The organism is Actinoalloteichus caeruleus DSM 43889 (assembly GCF_000429185.2).
GTDB lineage: Bacteria > Actinomycetota > Actinomycetes > Mycobacteriales > Pseudonocardiaceae > Actinoalloteichus_B > Actinoalloteichus_B caeruleus.
In genome coordinates this window covers 2,915,896-2,929,670 of record NZ_AUBJ02000001.1, presented here as the reverse complement: position 1 = coordinate 2,929,670, position 13,775 = coordinate 2,915,896, and the positions used below count along the sequence as shown (strand labels likewise).

Here is a 13,775-nt window from a genome sequence, read left to right as displayed (position 1 = left end):
ACCGCGTTCCCGGCTCAGTCGTTCAACGCGGCCACGAGGGCGGAGTTCAGCGCGGGGTGGTGGAAGTGGAACCCGTGTTCGGAGAGGGCCTTCGGCACGGCTCGCTGGCCGGTGAGCACCAACTCGTCGGCGATCTGGCCCAGGAGGGCGCGCAGCGCCACCCCGGGAACGACCCAGGGCGCCGGGCGCCCCAACGCGGTCGACATCACGCGGGTGAACTCGGCGTTGGTCACCGGCGCGGGCGCGGTGAGGTTCACGGGGCCGTCGAGGCCGTCGGTCTCCAGTACGAACCGGAGCGCCGCCAGCTCGTCGTCCATGCCGATCCACGACAGGTACTGGCCGCCGCTGCCCAGCCGGCCCCCCAGCATCAGGGAGAAGAGCGGCCGCAGCGTGCCGAGCAGTCCACCTCCGGAGCTGAGCACGATGCCGTTCCTGGCCAGGACGACGCGGGCGCCGGCCTCCCGCGCGGGGCGCACCGCGTCCTCCCAGTCGCGGCACAGCTCCGCGAGGAACCCCGACCCGAGCGGGGCGGTCTCGTCCACGGCGCGGTCCCCGGTGTCGCCGTAGTAGCCCACGGCGGAGGCGTTGACGAGCACCGGGATCCGGTGTTCGGCGACGGCGGTGCTGAGGACCTCGGTGGGCACGAGCCGGCTGTCACGCAGCACCTGTTTCCTGGCGTGGTTCCACCGGCGCCCGAAGATCGACGCCCCGCACAGGTTCACCACCGCGTCGGCGCCCTCCAGCGCGTCGTGGGGCACGTGGCCGGCGGGCGGGTCCCAACTCCGTTCGCTGGCCGCCCTCGCCGGTCGGCGGACGAGGCGCACCACCTCGTGACCGGTGTCCTCGAGAGCGGAGACCAGGGCGGAGCCGACAAGACCTGAGGAACCAGCGACCACGACGCGCATTCCTTGATCGTGACGCATCGGCGTCGTCGACGCGACTCCGTCCCGCTCCGGTCGGTCGCCCCGCCGGCGGGCACGGAGGGAGCGACGGGATCGTGGTGGGCAGGCGAACCGGTCGACCGCTGTCGGAGCACAGCGTCGGGGTGGCCCTCCCGCCGTCCCGGCATCGAACGGCGCCGGGCCCCGCCACCGGTGGTGGCGGGGCCCGGGGTCAGCGGGGTGGCGGCGTCAGAGACCGAGGTCGGACTCGAACGCGCCCTCCTCCAGCCGCTGCTTGATGGTCGCCAGGAACCGGGCGGCGTCGGCGCCGTCCACCAGGCGGTGGTCGTAGGACAGCGCGAGGTAGACCATCGACCGGATGGCGATGGTGTCGCCGCCGGACTCGTCGCTCACCACGACGGGCCGCTTCACGACGGCCCCGGTGCCGAGGATGCCGACCTGCGGCTGGGCGAAGATCGGCGTATCGAACAGCGCGCCCCGGCTGCCCGTGTTGGTCAGCGTGAAGGTGCCACCGCTGAGCTCGTCGGGCGTGATCTTGTTCGTCCTGGTCCGCTCGGCGACGTCCGCGATCTTGCGGGCGAGCCCGGCGAGGTTCAGGTCACCAGCGTTGTGCACCACCGGGACCATCAGGCCGCGATCGGTGTCCACCGCGATCACCAGGTGCTCGGCACCGTGGTAGGTGACCTCCTTCTTCTCCAGGTTCATGGAGGCGTTCAGCTGCGGGTGCTGCTTGAGCGCCTCCACCGTGGCCTTGGCGAAGAACGGGAGGAAGGACAGGCCCACGCCCTCACGGGCGGCGAAGGCCGCCTTGGCCCTGGCCCGCAGCCGGGCGATCCGGGTGACGTCGACCTCGACGACGGTGGTGAGCTGCGCGGCGGTCTGCAACGACTCGACCATGCGGGTGGCGAGCACCTGCCGCAGCCGCGACAGCTTCTCGGTCCGGCCCCGGAGCTCGCTCTCCCGCACGGGCTCCGGCGTGGGCGCGGAGCCCGTGGCCGGAGCGGGCGCCTGCTGCGCGGGGGCCTTCTTGGCCTCGACGGCGGCGAGCACGTCCTGCTTGCGGATCCGGCCACCGACACCCGAGCCCTGGAGGGTGTTCAGGTCGATGCCGTTCTCGTTGGCGAGCTTGCGCACCAGCGGGGTGACGTAGGGGTTCCCCCCGCCGTCCGCGCTCGGCTGCGCCTGCTGCGGCGCGGCCGGAGCGGGCGCCGGAGCGGGTTCCTCCGACGGGGCCGAGGGCCGAGGGGCGGGAGCCGGTGCCTCGGCGGGGGCCTCCTGGGCGGGGCCTCCTGAACGGGCGCCGGGGCGGGCTCCGGGGCGGCGGCCTGGGCCGGCGCGCCGGAACCGATGACCGCGAGTCGTCCGCCCACCTCGACGGTCTCGTCCTCGCCCGCCACGATCTCCAGCAGCGTGCCGGCGACCGGGGAGGGGATCTCGGTGTCGACCTTGTCGGTGGAGACCTCGAGCAGGGGCTCGTCGACCTCGACGCTGTCCCCGACGTTCTTCAGCCACCGGGTGACGGTGCCCTCGGTGACGCTCTCACCCAGTGCGGGCATCTCCACCGATGTGCCCTCGGCGGAGCCGCCGCCGTTGCCGGCCCCGGACGCCGCCGGCTGCGGGGCCGGGGCGGGCTGCTCGGCGGGCTGGGGAGTCGGCGCTGGGGACTCGGCCGGCTGCTCCTGGGCGGCGGGGGCGGAAGCCGGCTCCTCACCCGAACCGTCGTCGAGCTGGGCCAGTTCGGCGCCGACCTCGACGGTCTCGTCCTCCTGGGCGATGATCCGCCGCAGTACTCCGGCGGCGGGGGAGGGGATCTCGGTGTCGACCTTGTCGGTGGAGACCTCGAGCAGGGGCTCGTCGACCTCGACCCGGTCGCCTTCCTTCTTCAACCACCGTGTGACGGTGCCCTCGGTGACACTCTCACCGAGCGCCGGCATCTGGACGGAGAAGGCCATCTTTTCGCTGACTCCTCGTGCTAGTCGCTCGTGGGACTTAGTTCCTCGCTCCGGCTTCAGCCGTGCGCGTGCAGGGGCTTACCGGCCAAGGCGAGATGTGCCTCCCCGAGAGCCTCGTTCTGGGTGGGGTGGGCGTGCACCAGCTCGGCGACCTCGCCGGGGAACGCCTCCCAGTTGTAGATCAGTTGTGCCTCGCCGATCAGTTCGCCGACCCGGGCGCCGATCATGTGCACGCCGACCACGGGACCGTCCTGGCCCTTGGCGCCGGCCTTGACCAGCTTCACGGCCCCGGAGGTTTTCAGGATCTGGCTCTTGCCGTTGCCGCCGAGGTCGTAGACGAGGGTCTGGACCTCGCCGTACTTCTCCTTCGCGGCGGTCTCGGTCAGCCCGACGGACGCGACCTCGGGCTCGCAGTAGGTGACCCGGGGGATGCCGGCCTCGTCGATGGTGGACGGGTTCAGCCCGGCGATCTCCTCCGCGACGAAGATGCCCTGCTGGAAGCCCCGGTGCGCGAGCTGGAGACCGGGGACCAGGTCGCCGACGGCGAAGACGCCCGGCACGCTGGTCCGCAGGCGCTCGTCGGTCACCACGAAGCCCCGGTCGGTCGCGACGCCGACCTCCTCGAAGCCGTGACCCGCGCTGTTGGGGCCACGCCCCACGGCGACCAGCAGCAGGTCCGCGTCCAGCTGCTCCCCGGACTCCAGGTTCACCGACACCGAGGTGTCGTCCTGGGTGACCCCGGTGAAGCGCACCCCGGTCTTGAAGGTGATCCCCCGGCGGCGGAACGCGCGCTCCAACTGCTTGGAGAGGTACTCGTCCTCGTTGGGCACCAGGCGGGGCAGGGCCTCGACCACGGTGACCTCGGCGCCGAAGGACCGCCACACGCTGGCGAACTCCACGCCGATGACCCCGCCACCGAGCACGACGACCCGCTCCGGCACGAAGTCCAGGTTCAGCGCCTGGTCGCTGGTGACCACGCGGCCGCCGATGTCCAGGCCGGGCAGGCTGCGCGCGTAGGAACCGGTGGCGAGCACGACGTGGCGGCCGGTGTAGGTGACGCCCTCCGCCTCGACGGTGGTCGGGGAGGTCAGCGTGCCGGCGGCGTTGACGTAGGTGATGCCCCTCGACTTCACCAGGCCCTGGAGGCCCTTGAAGAGGCGGTTGACGACACCGTCCTTGTACGAGTTGACCCCGGCGATGTCGATGCCCTCCAGGGAGCTCTTCACGCCGAACTGATCACCATCCCGGGCCGAGTCGGCCACCTCGGCGGCGTGCAGCAGCGCCTTGGTCGGGATGCAGCCGCGGTGCAGGCAGGTTCCTCCGAGTTTGTCCTTCTCGACCAGGACAACGGACAGACCCAGCTCTGCCGCGCGCAGCGCGCACGCGTAGCCGCCGGAGCCGCCGCCGAGGATCACCAGATCGGCGGAGGTGTCAGTCACGGGATCTCCTTGACAGGCAGGTTGGCGAATCGCTTACGGATACACCCTAGGCCGGTCGGCGGGGTACCCGGTGCCATCTTGTCACCACGTATCGCCAGTTGGCGAAGGGGTCCGGCTGGGCGGCCCCCTCGGCGGGGTCAGATCACCCAGGGTGCACGCGCCGGGTCGTGCGCGTGGTGGTCGACGGGAACGGGCCGTCCGCCGAAACCGTTGCGGAGGAGGGACCCGTGGCCCGAGCCCTGCTGGCAGGATCGGGACAAGCGAACAGGAGGTGTCCGTTGTGGGTCTTTTCGATCGGTTCCGACGTCGTCGCCAGCGTCCCGGGACGCTGCGTACCTCGTCCAAAGCCGACACCAGCCACCTGGAGGAGTGGGCGGCGTCCCGGCGCGGCGTCGAGGCGTACGTGGAGCCGAGGACGGCGGTGACCGAGACGACCGTGGTCCTGATCGCGCACGACGGGGAGTGGACGCGGAGACGCATCGACGGCCCCGAGGGCGCGAAGCAGTTCGCCAGGAAGCTGAGCATGCCGGTCTACGACGTGGCCCTCGTCGGGTATCCGCAGCGGATGCGCGACTACACGGCCCGGCAGCGCGCCTTACGCAAGCGATCCGAGCGGGAGGGGCGGACCGACTGAACGCCCGGTCCGCCCTCCCGAACCCCGAGGGGACGACCACGCGGCGGGTGGCGGGGGTCGCGAAGTGATCTGGCTCAACTTCGCGACCCCGGGCGTGCCGCCGGCGGGTCGGGTCAGCCGTGTTCGGCGATGTCGGCGAGCACGGCGGCGATGGTGCGCACCGGCAGCCCGGTGCCGCCCTTGGGCGTGTAGCCCCAGGGGCCCTTGTCGTTGAAGGCCGGGCCGGCGATGTCGATGTGCGCCCAGGGCAGGCCGTCCTTCACGAACTCCCGGAGGAAGTGGCCGGCGGACAGCATCCCGCCCCAGCGGTGGCCGGTGACGTTCGCCAGGTCCGCGAGCTTGGAGTCGAGGTCCCCGCGCAGCTCCTCCGGCAGCGGCATCGCCCACCCGCCCTCACCGGTGGCCCTGGCGATCTCCGCGACCCGGTCGCGGAACTCGTCCTCGCCCATGACGCCCGGGGTGCGCTTGCCGAGGGCCACGACCTGCGCGCCGGTCAGGGTGGAGGTCTCGATCAGGTAGTCGGGGTCGTCCTCGGCGGCCCGGGTGATGGCGTCGGCGAGGACAAGGCGTCCCTCCGCGTCGGTGTTGAGCACCTCGACGGTCTTGCCGCCGTACATGGTGAGCACGTCACCGGGCCGGTAGGCGGTGCCGGAGGGGAGGTTCTCGGCGAGCGGGACGTGCGCGATGACCTCCAGCGGGTACCTCAACCGCGCCGCGAGCACGACGCTGGCCACCACGGCGGCGGCGCCGGACATGTCCGAGGTCATCTGGTCCATGTCCGCCGGCGGCTTGAGGGAGATGCCGCCGCTGTCGAAGGTGATGCCCTTCCCGACCAGCGCGACCTTCTTCACGGCCCGAGGGTGGGCGTAGCGCAGGCGCAGCAGCCTCGGCCCGCGCGTCGAGCCGCCGCCCACGCCGAGGATGCCGCCGTACCCGCCCTTGCGCAGGCCCTTCTCGTCGAGGACCTCGATGTCGACCCCGGCTTCCTTGGCCAGGTCGGCGGCCCGCTCGGCGAACGACTCGGGGAACAGGTCGTTCGGCGGGGTGTTCACCAGGTCCCTGGCGGTGTTCACGGCGGAGGCGATGGCGGTGGCCGCCTTCAGCGTGGCCTGCGGGTCACCCTCGACGCCCGGGGGGAGCGCGAACTCCACCCGCCCGACCGGGCCATCACCCGGTTCGGTGCGGTACCGGGTGAAGCGGTAGGCGCCGAGCAGCGTGCCCTGCGCCGCCGCCCCGAGGTCCAGCAGCGACAGCAGGCTGACCGCGTGGCCGGTGCCGGCCAGCGCGCGGGCGGCCGCCCCGGCCGCCCGCCGCACCTGCTCGGCGGTGACCTGCTCCTCGGGCCCCGACGACGACCCGAGACCGGTCGCCACCACCACCGTGGCCGGCACCGCGCCGCGCGCGGGGATCTTGACGACCTCGTCGGCCTTGCCCTTGGCGCCGACCGCGGCCAACAGGTCCACCAGTCCACCGCCGAAGGCCGAGTCCACCTCGGCGGAACCCGGGGCGAGCGTGAGCCCGTCCGGTCCGGCGAGCGTCCCGATGATCAGGGCGTCGGCACTGGCACCGATAGGGTCACTGTCGGTGATGGCGAGCGTGGGTGCGGTCACGGCGGCTCCTTCGCTTGTCGTCTTGGTCATCCGCCGTCGGCGCCGTGGGCGCCGGCCGGCGGATCTGCGAATGTTAGCGCCGGACCAGCCGTGAGCTGGTGAGACCGTTGCCGACGAGAACGGTGGGGGAGTGGGGAACATGGACCGCGAGGCGCGAGGGGGTGGGGCCGTGGACGCGGGGACGAGGTCGCGGCGTCGCTCCGGCCGGCGGTGGGGCTCGCCCGGAGTGGTCGCCGACCTCGTGGCGGCGTCGGTCGGGGCCGGTGCCCTGCTCGGTGTCGCCTCGCTGGCCGGCGCGGCCGGGTGGTGGGCGCTGGCCGGTCTGCCCGTCGCGTTCCTGGTGGCCCTGTGCTGCGCTTCCTCCGCCCTGGTCATGCGGGCCTCGGTGGCCCACTCCTCGGGGGACTACCTGTCGACCCGGGACCAGCTGGGGGAGGTGCCGTCCCGGCTGGGCAACGTCGCCTTCCTGGTCGGGTACGGCCTCGCCGGAGCCGCGGTGGCCGGCGCGGCGGGCCGGTACGTCTGGCCGGAGCGGCCGCTGATCGCGTCGGCGGGCCTCGTGGTGGCGGCCCTGTCGGGAGTCGCGGCCCGGCTCGAACGGCCCCGGGGGGTGCGTTGGGGTCTCCCGCTGTTCGTGGTCGGCGTCCTCGGCCTGGTGGTGGCCGCCGCCGTGGGGGTGGACCCGGTGGCGTCCGGTTCGGCCACGGTGGTCGGGAGGGACTACGACTCGCTGCTCGGCGGGGTGGCGGGCGCGGCGGGGCTGTGGTTCTTCGCCATCGCCGGCTTCGACCGGGTGGTTCCCTCCACCGAGCGGCGGGACGACGGCCCGTCCGGCCCCGAGGACGAGGGATCCGTCCTCGGCGGCGGGATGCCGGGCAGGGGCGCGGTCGCCCTCGGGTTGGGGGTGGTCGGGCTGGTCCAGGCGGCGGTGCTGGCCGGGGCGCTGCACCAGCTCGGCGCGGACCGGTTGGCGTTGGCGCCCGCTCCGCTGCTCGACCTGCTGGTCGCGTCCGACGCCACGCCCCTGTCCCGTCTCGTGCGGTTGGCCGCCGCGTTGGCGGCACTGGCCGTCCTGGTCCCGGTGCTGCGCCGGCTCCGGGACGGGGTGCGGGTGCTGGCCATCGAACGGGACCTCCCCCTGGTCCTGGCGGGGCGGGGGCGGGGTGGCGCCGCTCGGCCTCCCGAACTCGCCGTGGCGGTCCTGGTGTTACCGCCGCTGCTGGTCCTCGACCCGGCCATCTCGATGGCGGTGGCCGCGTGCCTCCTGCTCGTCCACTACGCCTTCGTCAACGCCGCGGCACGGGTGCTCATGGCCGATGAGCGGAACTGGCCGATGCGTCTCGCCTGCACCGGCATGTTCGGTTCGGTCATCCTCGCGCTGAGCCTTCCGGTGGTGGCGCTGGTGACGAGCGGGCTGGTGCTGCTGGGGGGATCGGCCGTCCTCGCCCTGTGGGCGAGGTGGCGGCACCGGAGCCCGTGACGCACCTCCGCGGTCACACGACCTTCGACTTTCCGGGGGAGGCGCCGCGTGGCGCGCCACGGGTAGCGTTCGGCCCGTGACTTCGCCAACACCATCGCCCGAGTCCCGTTCCGACGACACCGGCCAGCCCGCCGGGACGCACTCAGCGCGGGGGCCCAGGAGGGGGCCGCTGCACGCCAACCACGAGCGGCGGGGCGCGACCTTCGCCCCGTTCGGCGGATGGGAGATGCCCATCCAGTACGCCGACGGAGGGGTGGTCGCCGAACACACGGCGGTCCGCGAGGCGGTGGGCGTGTTCGACGTCTCCCACCTGGGCAAGGCCACCGTGGCCGGCGCGGGGGCCTCGGACTTCGTCAACGCGTGCCTGACCAACGACCTCGGCCGGATCGGACCGGGGCAGGCCCAGTACACCCTGTGCTGCGCCGAGGACGGCGGGGTCGTCGACGACCTGATCGCCTACCTGGTGAACGACGACGAGGTGTTCCTGGTGCCCAACGCCGCCAACACCGCCGAGGTCGCCGACCGGCTGCGCCGGGTCGCCCCCGACGGGATCAGCGTGACCGACCAGCACACCGACCTCGCCGTCCTCGCGGTGCAGGGGCCCCGTTCGCGGGCGGTGCTGGAGGCGACCGGCCTGCCGGCCGACCTGGACTACATGGCCTTCGTCGACGTCGAGCACGGGGGCCGGCGACTGCGGATCTGCCGCACCGGCTACACCGGGGAGCACGGCTACGAGCTGGTCGTCGACAGCGACGGGGCCTCCGACCTCTTCGAGGCCCTGCTGGCCGCCGCCGGCGAGGAGGGCGGCCGGGCCTGCGGGTTGGGCGCGCGGGACACGCTGCGGACCGAGATGGGCTACCCGCTGCACGGCCAGGACCTGTCCCGGGAGATCAGCCCGCTGCAGGGCGGTGCCCGGTGGGCGGTGGGCTGGCGGAAGGACGCGTTCTGGGGGCGGGAGGCGTTGCTCGGGGAGAAGGCCGAGGGGCCGAGGCGCCGGCTGCGGGCACTCCGGGCCACCGGTCGGGGCATCCCCCGCTCGGGGATGCCGGTGCTGGACGGGCAGGGCGCGGTGATCGGCCGCACGACGTCGGGGACCTTCTCCCCGTCCCTGCGGGTCGGTATCGCCCTGGCGTTGGTGGACTCCGCCGCCGGTGTCGACCTCGGTGCCGAGGTCGTGGTCGACGTTCGGGGCCGCCCGCTGCCGTGTGAGGTGGTCAAGCCTCCGTTCGTGCCGTCCCACGTCCGATGAGGACGAACGAGGGACGACCGGGGCCGGGTACGCGCTGGGCCGCCGGCGCGGAGATCCTGTTCCGTTTCCTGCGCCCCGACGGCACCGTCAGCGCGGTGCACCCGGCCCGGGTCGTCTCCGACGACGGTGCCGCCGTGCTCTGCTGGGTCCTCGGCGGCACCGAGATCGTCGCGACCCGCCTGCCGGACGGCCGGCTGGTGCGGGAGGCGCCGCTCGAGCAGCGCTTCGTGTTGGGTCGGCGTCCCTGCCGGTCGCACTGGACGGGCAGTTCCACCCTCCGCTGGGTACCGGAGGGCCAGTGGGCCTCGGTGTGGTGGTTCTTCGGCCCTGACGGCGACTTCCTCGGCTGGTACGTGAACCTGGAGATCCCGTGTGGTCGGACGCCGTTCGGCGTGGACCGCCTCGACGGGGTGCTCGACGTCTTCGTCCGACCGGATCGGACGTGGGAGTGGAAGGACGAGGACGAGCTGGTCGCCGCCCTCGCGGCGGGGCGGGTGACCGAGGAGCAGGCGGTGCTGCTGCGGGCGGAGGGCGAACGCATGATCGCGCTCGCCGAGGCCGGTGCGTTCCCCTTCGACGGCAGCCACCTCGATCCGCCCGACCCGGACTGGCCCCGTCCCGAGCTGCCGGCGTGGACGTGCCCCCCGGAGGTGGACCCGCTGCCGAGTTGAGCCGCACCAGGGCTGTGACCAGCGCCTTCGGGGCATGACGGGATACTCGGACCTCCGACACTCCGAGACTCGATTCTCGGAGAGGGGAGAAAGTACTAGTCTGCACGCCATGACGCCCGAGACGCCCTTCACCAGGACCCTCACCGACCGACCGGCCTCTGCCGCCGAGCGGGCGAAGGTACTGGAGAACCCGGGTTTCGGTCGGTTCTTCACCGATCACATGGTGCGCGTCGACTGGGACGAGGACCTCGGGTGGCACGACGCGGCGCTGCTGCCCTACCAGGACCTGGCCCTGGACCCCGCGAGCATGGTGCTGCACTACGGGCAGGCGGTCTTCGAGGGGCTCAAGGCCTACCACCAGCCCGACGGTTCGGTCGCCACCTTCCGCCCCGGGTTGAACGCCGAGCGGTTCCGGGCCTCGGCCCGCCGGCTCGCGATGCCCGAACTCCCCGACGAGCTGTTCCTCGGGTCGCTCACCGAACTCGTCACCGTGGACCGCGACTGGGTTCCCCTCGGCGGGGAGGAGTCGCTGTACCTGCGGCCGTTCATGATCTCCACCGAGGTGGGGCTCGGCGTGCGACCGGCGAACCGCTACTCCTACCTGCTGATCGCCTCGCCGGCGGGGGCGTACTTCACGGGTGGGGTGAAACCGGTCAGCGTCTGGTTGTCCACCGAGTACGTGCGGGCCGCCCCCGGGGGGACGGGCGCCGCGAAGTTCGCGGGGAACTACGCGGCCTCGCTGCTCGCGCAGGCCGAGGCGGCCGCGCAGGGCTGCGACCAGGTCGTCTGGTTGGACGCCGTGGAGCGCCGCTGGATCGAGGAGATGGGCGGCATGAACCTCGCCTTCGTCTTCGGCGAGGGGGCGGGGGCGCGACTCGTGACGCCGGCGCTGACCGGCACCCTGCTGCCGGGGATCACCCGCCGCTCGCTCCTCGAACTCGCCTCCGACCTGGGCCTTCCCGTCGAGGAGCGGCGGATCTCCACCGAGGAGTGGGAGGCAGGGGCGGCGTCGGGGGAGATCACCGAGGTCTTCGCGTGCGGCACCGCCGCTGTGATCACCCCGGTGGGCCGGGTGCGGCACGCTGGCGGTGAGTTCCTGGTCGGTGACGGGGGACCGGTCCGGTGACGGCTCGCCTGCGGGACCGGCTGACGTCGTTGCAGCGGGGGTTGTCGCCCGACCCGCACGGCTGGATGCGCACGCTGGCCTGACTTCGGGGAGCCAGGCTTCGGCCCCGCCTTGGACGGGTGGCGCGCGGACGACCGGCTGACGGCGGGTACCTCGTCGACGCGTTCTCCGCCGGTGTGGTCCTGGTCGTGGCCGGTCCCGGCGATCCCGCCGGACTCTGCGCGGTGCCGCCCTCCCGCCGGTCGAGGGGGCGTCACCGCCACGGCGACGCCGGCTGCGGGGACGTTCCCGGCGCGGCCGGCCCCGCGCCGTGCGGTCCTCGCCCCGCGACCCGCACCATGACGCGGTGGACTCTGGACAGTGGTTGGCGATCACCGGTCTCGTTCTCGCTACCGCGGCCGCCCTGGGGACGGGTGGCTGGTTGCTGGTCGACCAGCGGCCTCGGCGGCGGTGGCAGCCGCTGCTGGTCCTCTGCGGCCTCGGGTGGTTGGTGGCGGCGGTGCTGCTCCTGTCGACCGTCGACGGGCTGTGAGCGCGCGGCGCGGGGTCCGGCTGGGCCGGCCCCGCGCGGTCACGGGGAGGAACGCCTTGACGACCTCAGTCGCGGACGGCCCCCGGCAGTGGCGGGGGAGCGATGACGGGACCGGACACCCCGGCCTCCTCGTAGGTCGCCATCTCGCCGAGCGCCCGCCCGGCGAGGGTCAGCAGGGGTAACGCGGCCAACGCGCCGGTGCCCTCACCCAGCCGGAGACCCAGGTCGACCAGCGGTTCCTTGCCGAGCTGTCGGAGGACGGCGTCGTGCGCCGGTTCGGCCGACCGGTGCCCGGCGACCCACCACCGGGCCGCGCCGGGAGCGAGGTCCTCGGCGAGCAGGGCGGCCACGCCGGTGAGCAGGCCGTCCAGCACCACGGGGGTGCGGCGGACGGCGGCCTGGGCGAGGAATCCGGTCAGGGCCGCGACATCGGCCCCGCCGGAGACGCGCAGCAGGTTGAGCGGATCGTGGGCCACCGGGCGACCCCGGCGGAGCGCGTCGCGGATCGAGGTGGTCTTGCGCATCCATCCCCGGTCGTCGACGCCGCTGCCCCGGCCGACGGCCGCGACGGGCTCGATGCCGGTGAGCGCGGCGGCCAGGGTGGCGGCGACGGTGGTGTTGGCGATCCCCATGTCGCCGACGACCAGCAGGTCGGCGCCGCCGTCCACCTCCTCGTCGGCGATGGTCCGCCCCGCCTGGACCGCCGCCACGACCTCGGCTTCGGTCAGCGCGTCCTCCCGCCCGATCACCCCGGAGCCGCGACGGACCTTGTGGCCGGCGATGGGGCCCGGCGTGTCGGCGTCGACGGCGATGTCGGCCACCCGGACCCCGACGCCGGCGTTGGCCGCCGCCACGTTGGCCGCGGCTCCGCCGGTGAGGAGGTTGGTGACCATCTGCGCGGTGACCTCCGGCGGGTAGGCGGAGACCCCGTTGGCGGCCACGCCGTGGTCGGCGGCGAAGACCACGAGGCGGGGGCGGGCGAACGGCCGTGTCGGGCAGGTGCCCTGGCAGGCGGCGATCCACACTCCCAGCTCCTCGAGACGGCCGAGGGAACCGACGGGCTTGGTCAGGCTCTCCTGTCGTGCGACCGCCTGTCGCCGGGCCTGCTCGTCGGGCCGGGGGACCTCCGGGAACTCGACGTCCCGCATGCTGGGCTCCGCACTGGACACGTGTTTCCTCCGTTGGCCTCGACGCGTCGGCTGACCTGTCCGCGCCAAGCCTGCCAGAGGGGCGGGCGGGCCCGGACCAACGGGGACGGCCACCACCTCGCCGGGCGGCCAGCCGGCGCGGAGTAGCGGGCGGGAACTCCTCCCGGCGTCCGGACGGCGGGACGACCTGGTCCGGCCGGGGGTGTCCTGGCTACGGTCGCACCGTTCGCACGGGCGAGTGAGGGAGACGAGAGTGAGCTACCGCTGGCGCTACCAGGATGCGACGGGCTCCGAGGTGGCGGGCCCGGAGATGGTCTTCGGCGAGCAGGAGGACGCCGAGGAGTGGTTCCAGGACGAGTGGCCGGCGCTGCGCACGGCCGGGGTCGCCTCGGTCACGCTGCTCCGGGACGACGCCGAGGTCTACGGCCCGATGAGCCTGAGCCCGGAGTCCTGAGCGGGCGGGCCGGCCGGCGCCCCGGACGGCGCCGGTCGTTCCTCGGTCGGTGGCCGGGCGGCCTGGCCGGAGCGCCCGACCGTCCGGCGGGCTGCCGGTGCCTCAGGGCTGGCGGGGCGGGTCGGGCGCCAGCGAGCCGTCCGGTGCGATGTGTTCGAAGATCTGTTCGACCAGGGTGAGGACGTGCGGGTCCTCCACGGTGTAGATGTGCCGGCGGCCCTCGCGTCGTGAGGTGACGATGCCGGCCAGCCGGAGTTTGCCGAGCTGCTGGCTGACCGTGGCGATGTTCACCCCGACGCGCGCCGCGAGGGTTCCGACGTCGTGTTCTCCCTGGGACATCAGCCACACCAGGTGGAGCCTGGTCGGCGTGGACAGCAGGTCGAAGGTGCCGGCCGCCGAGGCGAGCTGAGCCGTCGTGGGTCCGGTGGACGCTTCTGGCGGTCTCGTGCGCGCCGCGGTCTTGTCGTTCATGGTCCTTCCCATTGTCCTCGTCGCGAGGTGGCGGCGCCTGGGCCGGTCGTGTCCGGTTTCGGATCGATGCCGGATCAAAACTTCCACACTTGCGAAAACGTCTAAAC

General features: G+C 73.4%; 11 protein-coding genes and 2 pseudogenes. 7 read left to right on the top strand and 6 right to left on the bottom strand.

Annotated features, from left to right (window positions below; translation table 11 throughout):
• Positions 1–14 precede the first annotated feature (14 nt).
• The 3 genes and pseudogenes from G443_RS10960 to lpdA all read right to left on the bottom strand — a co-directional run bounded on the left by G443_RS10960 (position 15) and on the right by lpdA (position 4,293).
• Positions 15–905, bottom strand: a complete 891-nt coding sequence (locus tag G443_RS10960) for a TIGR01777 family oxidoreductase (RefSeq protein WP_026418196.1) — start codon at positions 903–905, stop codon at positions 15–17.
• 225 nt (positions 906–1,130) lie between these two features.
• Positions 1,131–2,854 (bottom strand): annotated as a pseudogene (gene sucB, locus G443_RS10955) (2-oxoglutarate dehydrogenase, E2 component, dihydrolipoamide succinyltransferase).
• 56 nt (positions 2,855–2,910) lie between these two features.
• Positions 2,911–4,293: a dihydrolipoyl dehydrogenase gene (gene lpdA / locus G443_RS10950; protein WP_026418198.1), complete on the bottom strand. Its 1,383-nt coding sequence runs from the start codon at positions 4,291–4,293 to the stop codon at positions 2,911–2,913.
• A gap of 280 nt (positions 4,294–4,573) precedes the next feature.
• Between lpdA and G443_RS10945 the strand changes: the two genes are divergently transcribed.
• Positions 4,574–4,927, top strand: a complete 354-nt coding sequence (locus tag G443_RS10945; protein ID WP_026418199.1) for an oxidoreductase — start codon at positions 4,574–4,576, stop codon at positions 4,925–4,927.
• 113 nt (positions 4,928–5,040) lie between these two features.
• Here G443_RS10945 and G443_RS10940 read toward each other — a convergent pair whose 3' ends face one another.
• On the bottom strand, positions 5,041–6,537 hold the full coding sequence (locus tag G443_RS10940) for a leucyl aminopeptidase (protein ID WP_026418200.1): 1,497 nt from the start codon (positions 6,535–6,537) through the stop codon (positions 5,041–5,043).
• Between the two features lie 139 nt (positions 6,538–6,676).
• Here G443_RS10940 and G443_RS10935 point away from each other — a divergent pair, with 139 nt between their 5' ends.
• The 5 genes and pseudogenes from G443_RS10935 to G443_RS10915 all read left to right on the top strand — a co-directional run bounded on the left by G443_RS10935 (position 6,677) and on the right by G443_RS10915 (position 11,595).
• The gene (locus G443_RS10935) at positions 6,677–8,017 is read left to right on the top strand and encodes a hypothetical protein (RefSeq protein WP_155886077.1); all 1,341 of its coding nucleotides are present in this window, start codon (positions 6,677–6,679) and stop codon (positions 8,015–8,017) included.
• Between the two features lie 76 nt (positions 8,018–8,093).
• A complete protein-coding gene (gene gcvT / locus G443_RS10930) occupies positions 8,094–9,266 on the top strand; it encodes a glycine cleavage system aminomethyltransferase GcvT (RefSeq protein WP_081715337.1) in 1,173 nt (390 codons plus the stop codon).
• Positions 9,263–9,937, top strand: coding sequence for a DUF402 domain-containing protein (locus tag G443_RS10925; protein WP_026418202.1), 675 nt, complete (start codon positions 9,263–9,265; stop codon positions 9,935–9,937). Before gcvT ends, G443_RS10925 begins: the two co-directional genes overlap by 4 nt.
• Before the next feature lie 109 nt (positions 9,938–10,046).
• Positions 10,047–11,146, top strand: a pseudogene (locus G443_RS10920) (branched-chain amino acid aminotransferase).
• A gap of 263 nt (positions 11,147–11,409) precedes the next feature.
• Positions 11,410–11,595: a hypothetical protein gene (locus G443_RS10915; RefSeq protein ID WP_155886078.1), complete on the top strand. Its 186-nt coding sequence runs from the start codon at positions 11,410–11,412 to the stop codon at positions 11,593–11,595.
• Positions 11,596–11,660: 65 nt separating this feature from the next.
• On the opposite strand, the gene cobT is transcribed toward G443_RS10915, so the two are convergent.
• A complete protein-coding gene (cobT, locus tag G443_RS10910; protein WP_026418204.1) occupies positions 11,661–12,743 on the bottom strand; it encodes a nicotinate-nucleotide--dimethylbenzimidazole phosphoribosyltransferase in 1,083 nt (360 codons plus the stop codon).
• 253 nt (positions 12,744–12,996) lie between these two features.
• On the opposite strand from cobT, the gene G443_RS10905 reads away from it, so the two are divergent.
• The gene (locus G443_RS10905; protein WP_026418205.1) at positions 12,997–13,197 is read left to right on the top strand and encodes a hypothetical protein; all 201 of its coding nucleotides are present in this window, start codon (positions 12,997–12,999) and stop codon (positions 13,195–13,197) included.
• A 102-nt stretch (positions 13,198–13,299) separates the two neighbouring features.
• On the opposite strand, the gene G443_RS10900 is transcribed toward G443_RS10905, so the two are convergent.
• A complete protein-coding gene (locus G443_RS10900) occupies positions 13,300–13,668 on the bottom strand; it encodes an ArsR/SmtB family transcription factor (protein ID WP_026418206.1) in 369 nt (122 codons plus the stop codon).
• Between the last annotated feature and the right edge of the window lie 107 nt (positions 13,669–13,775).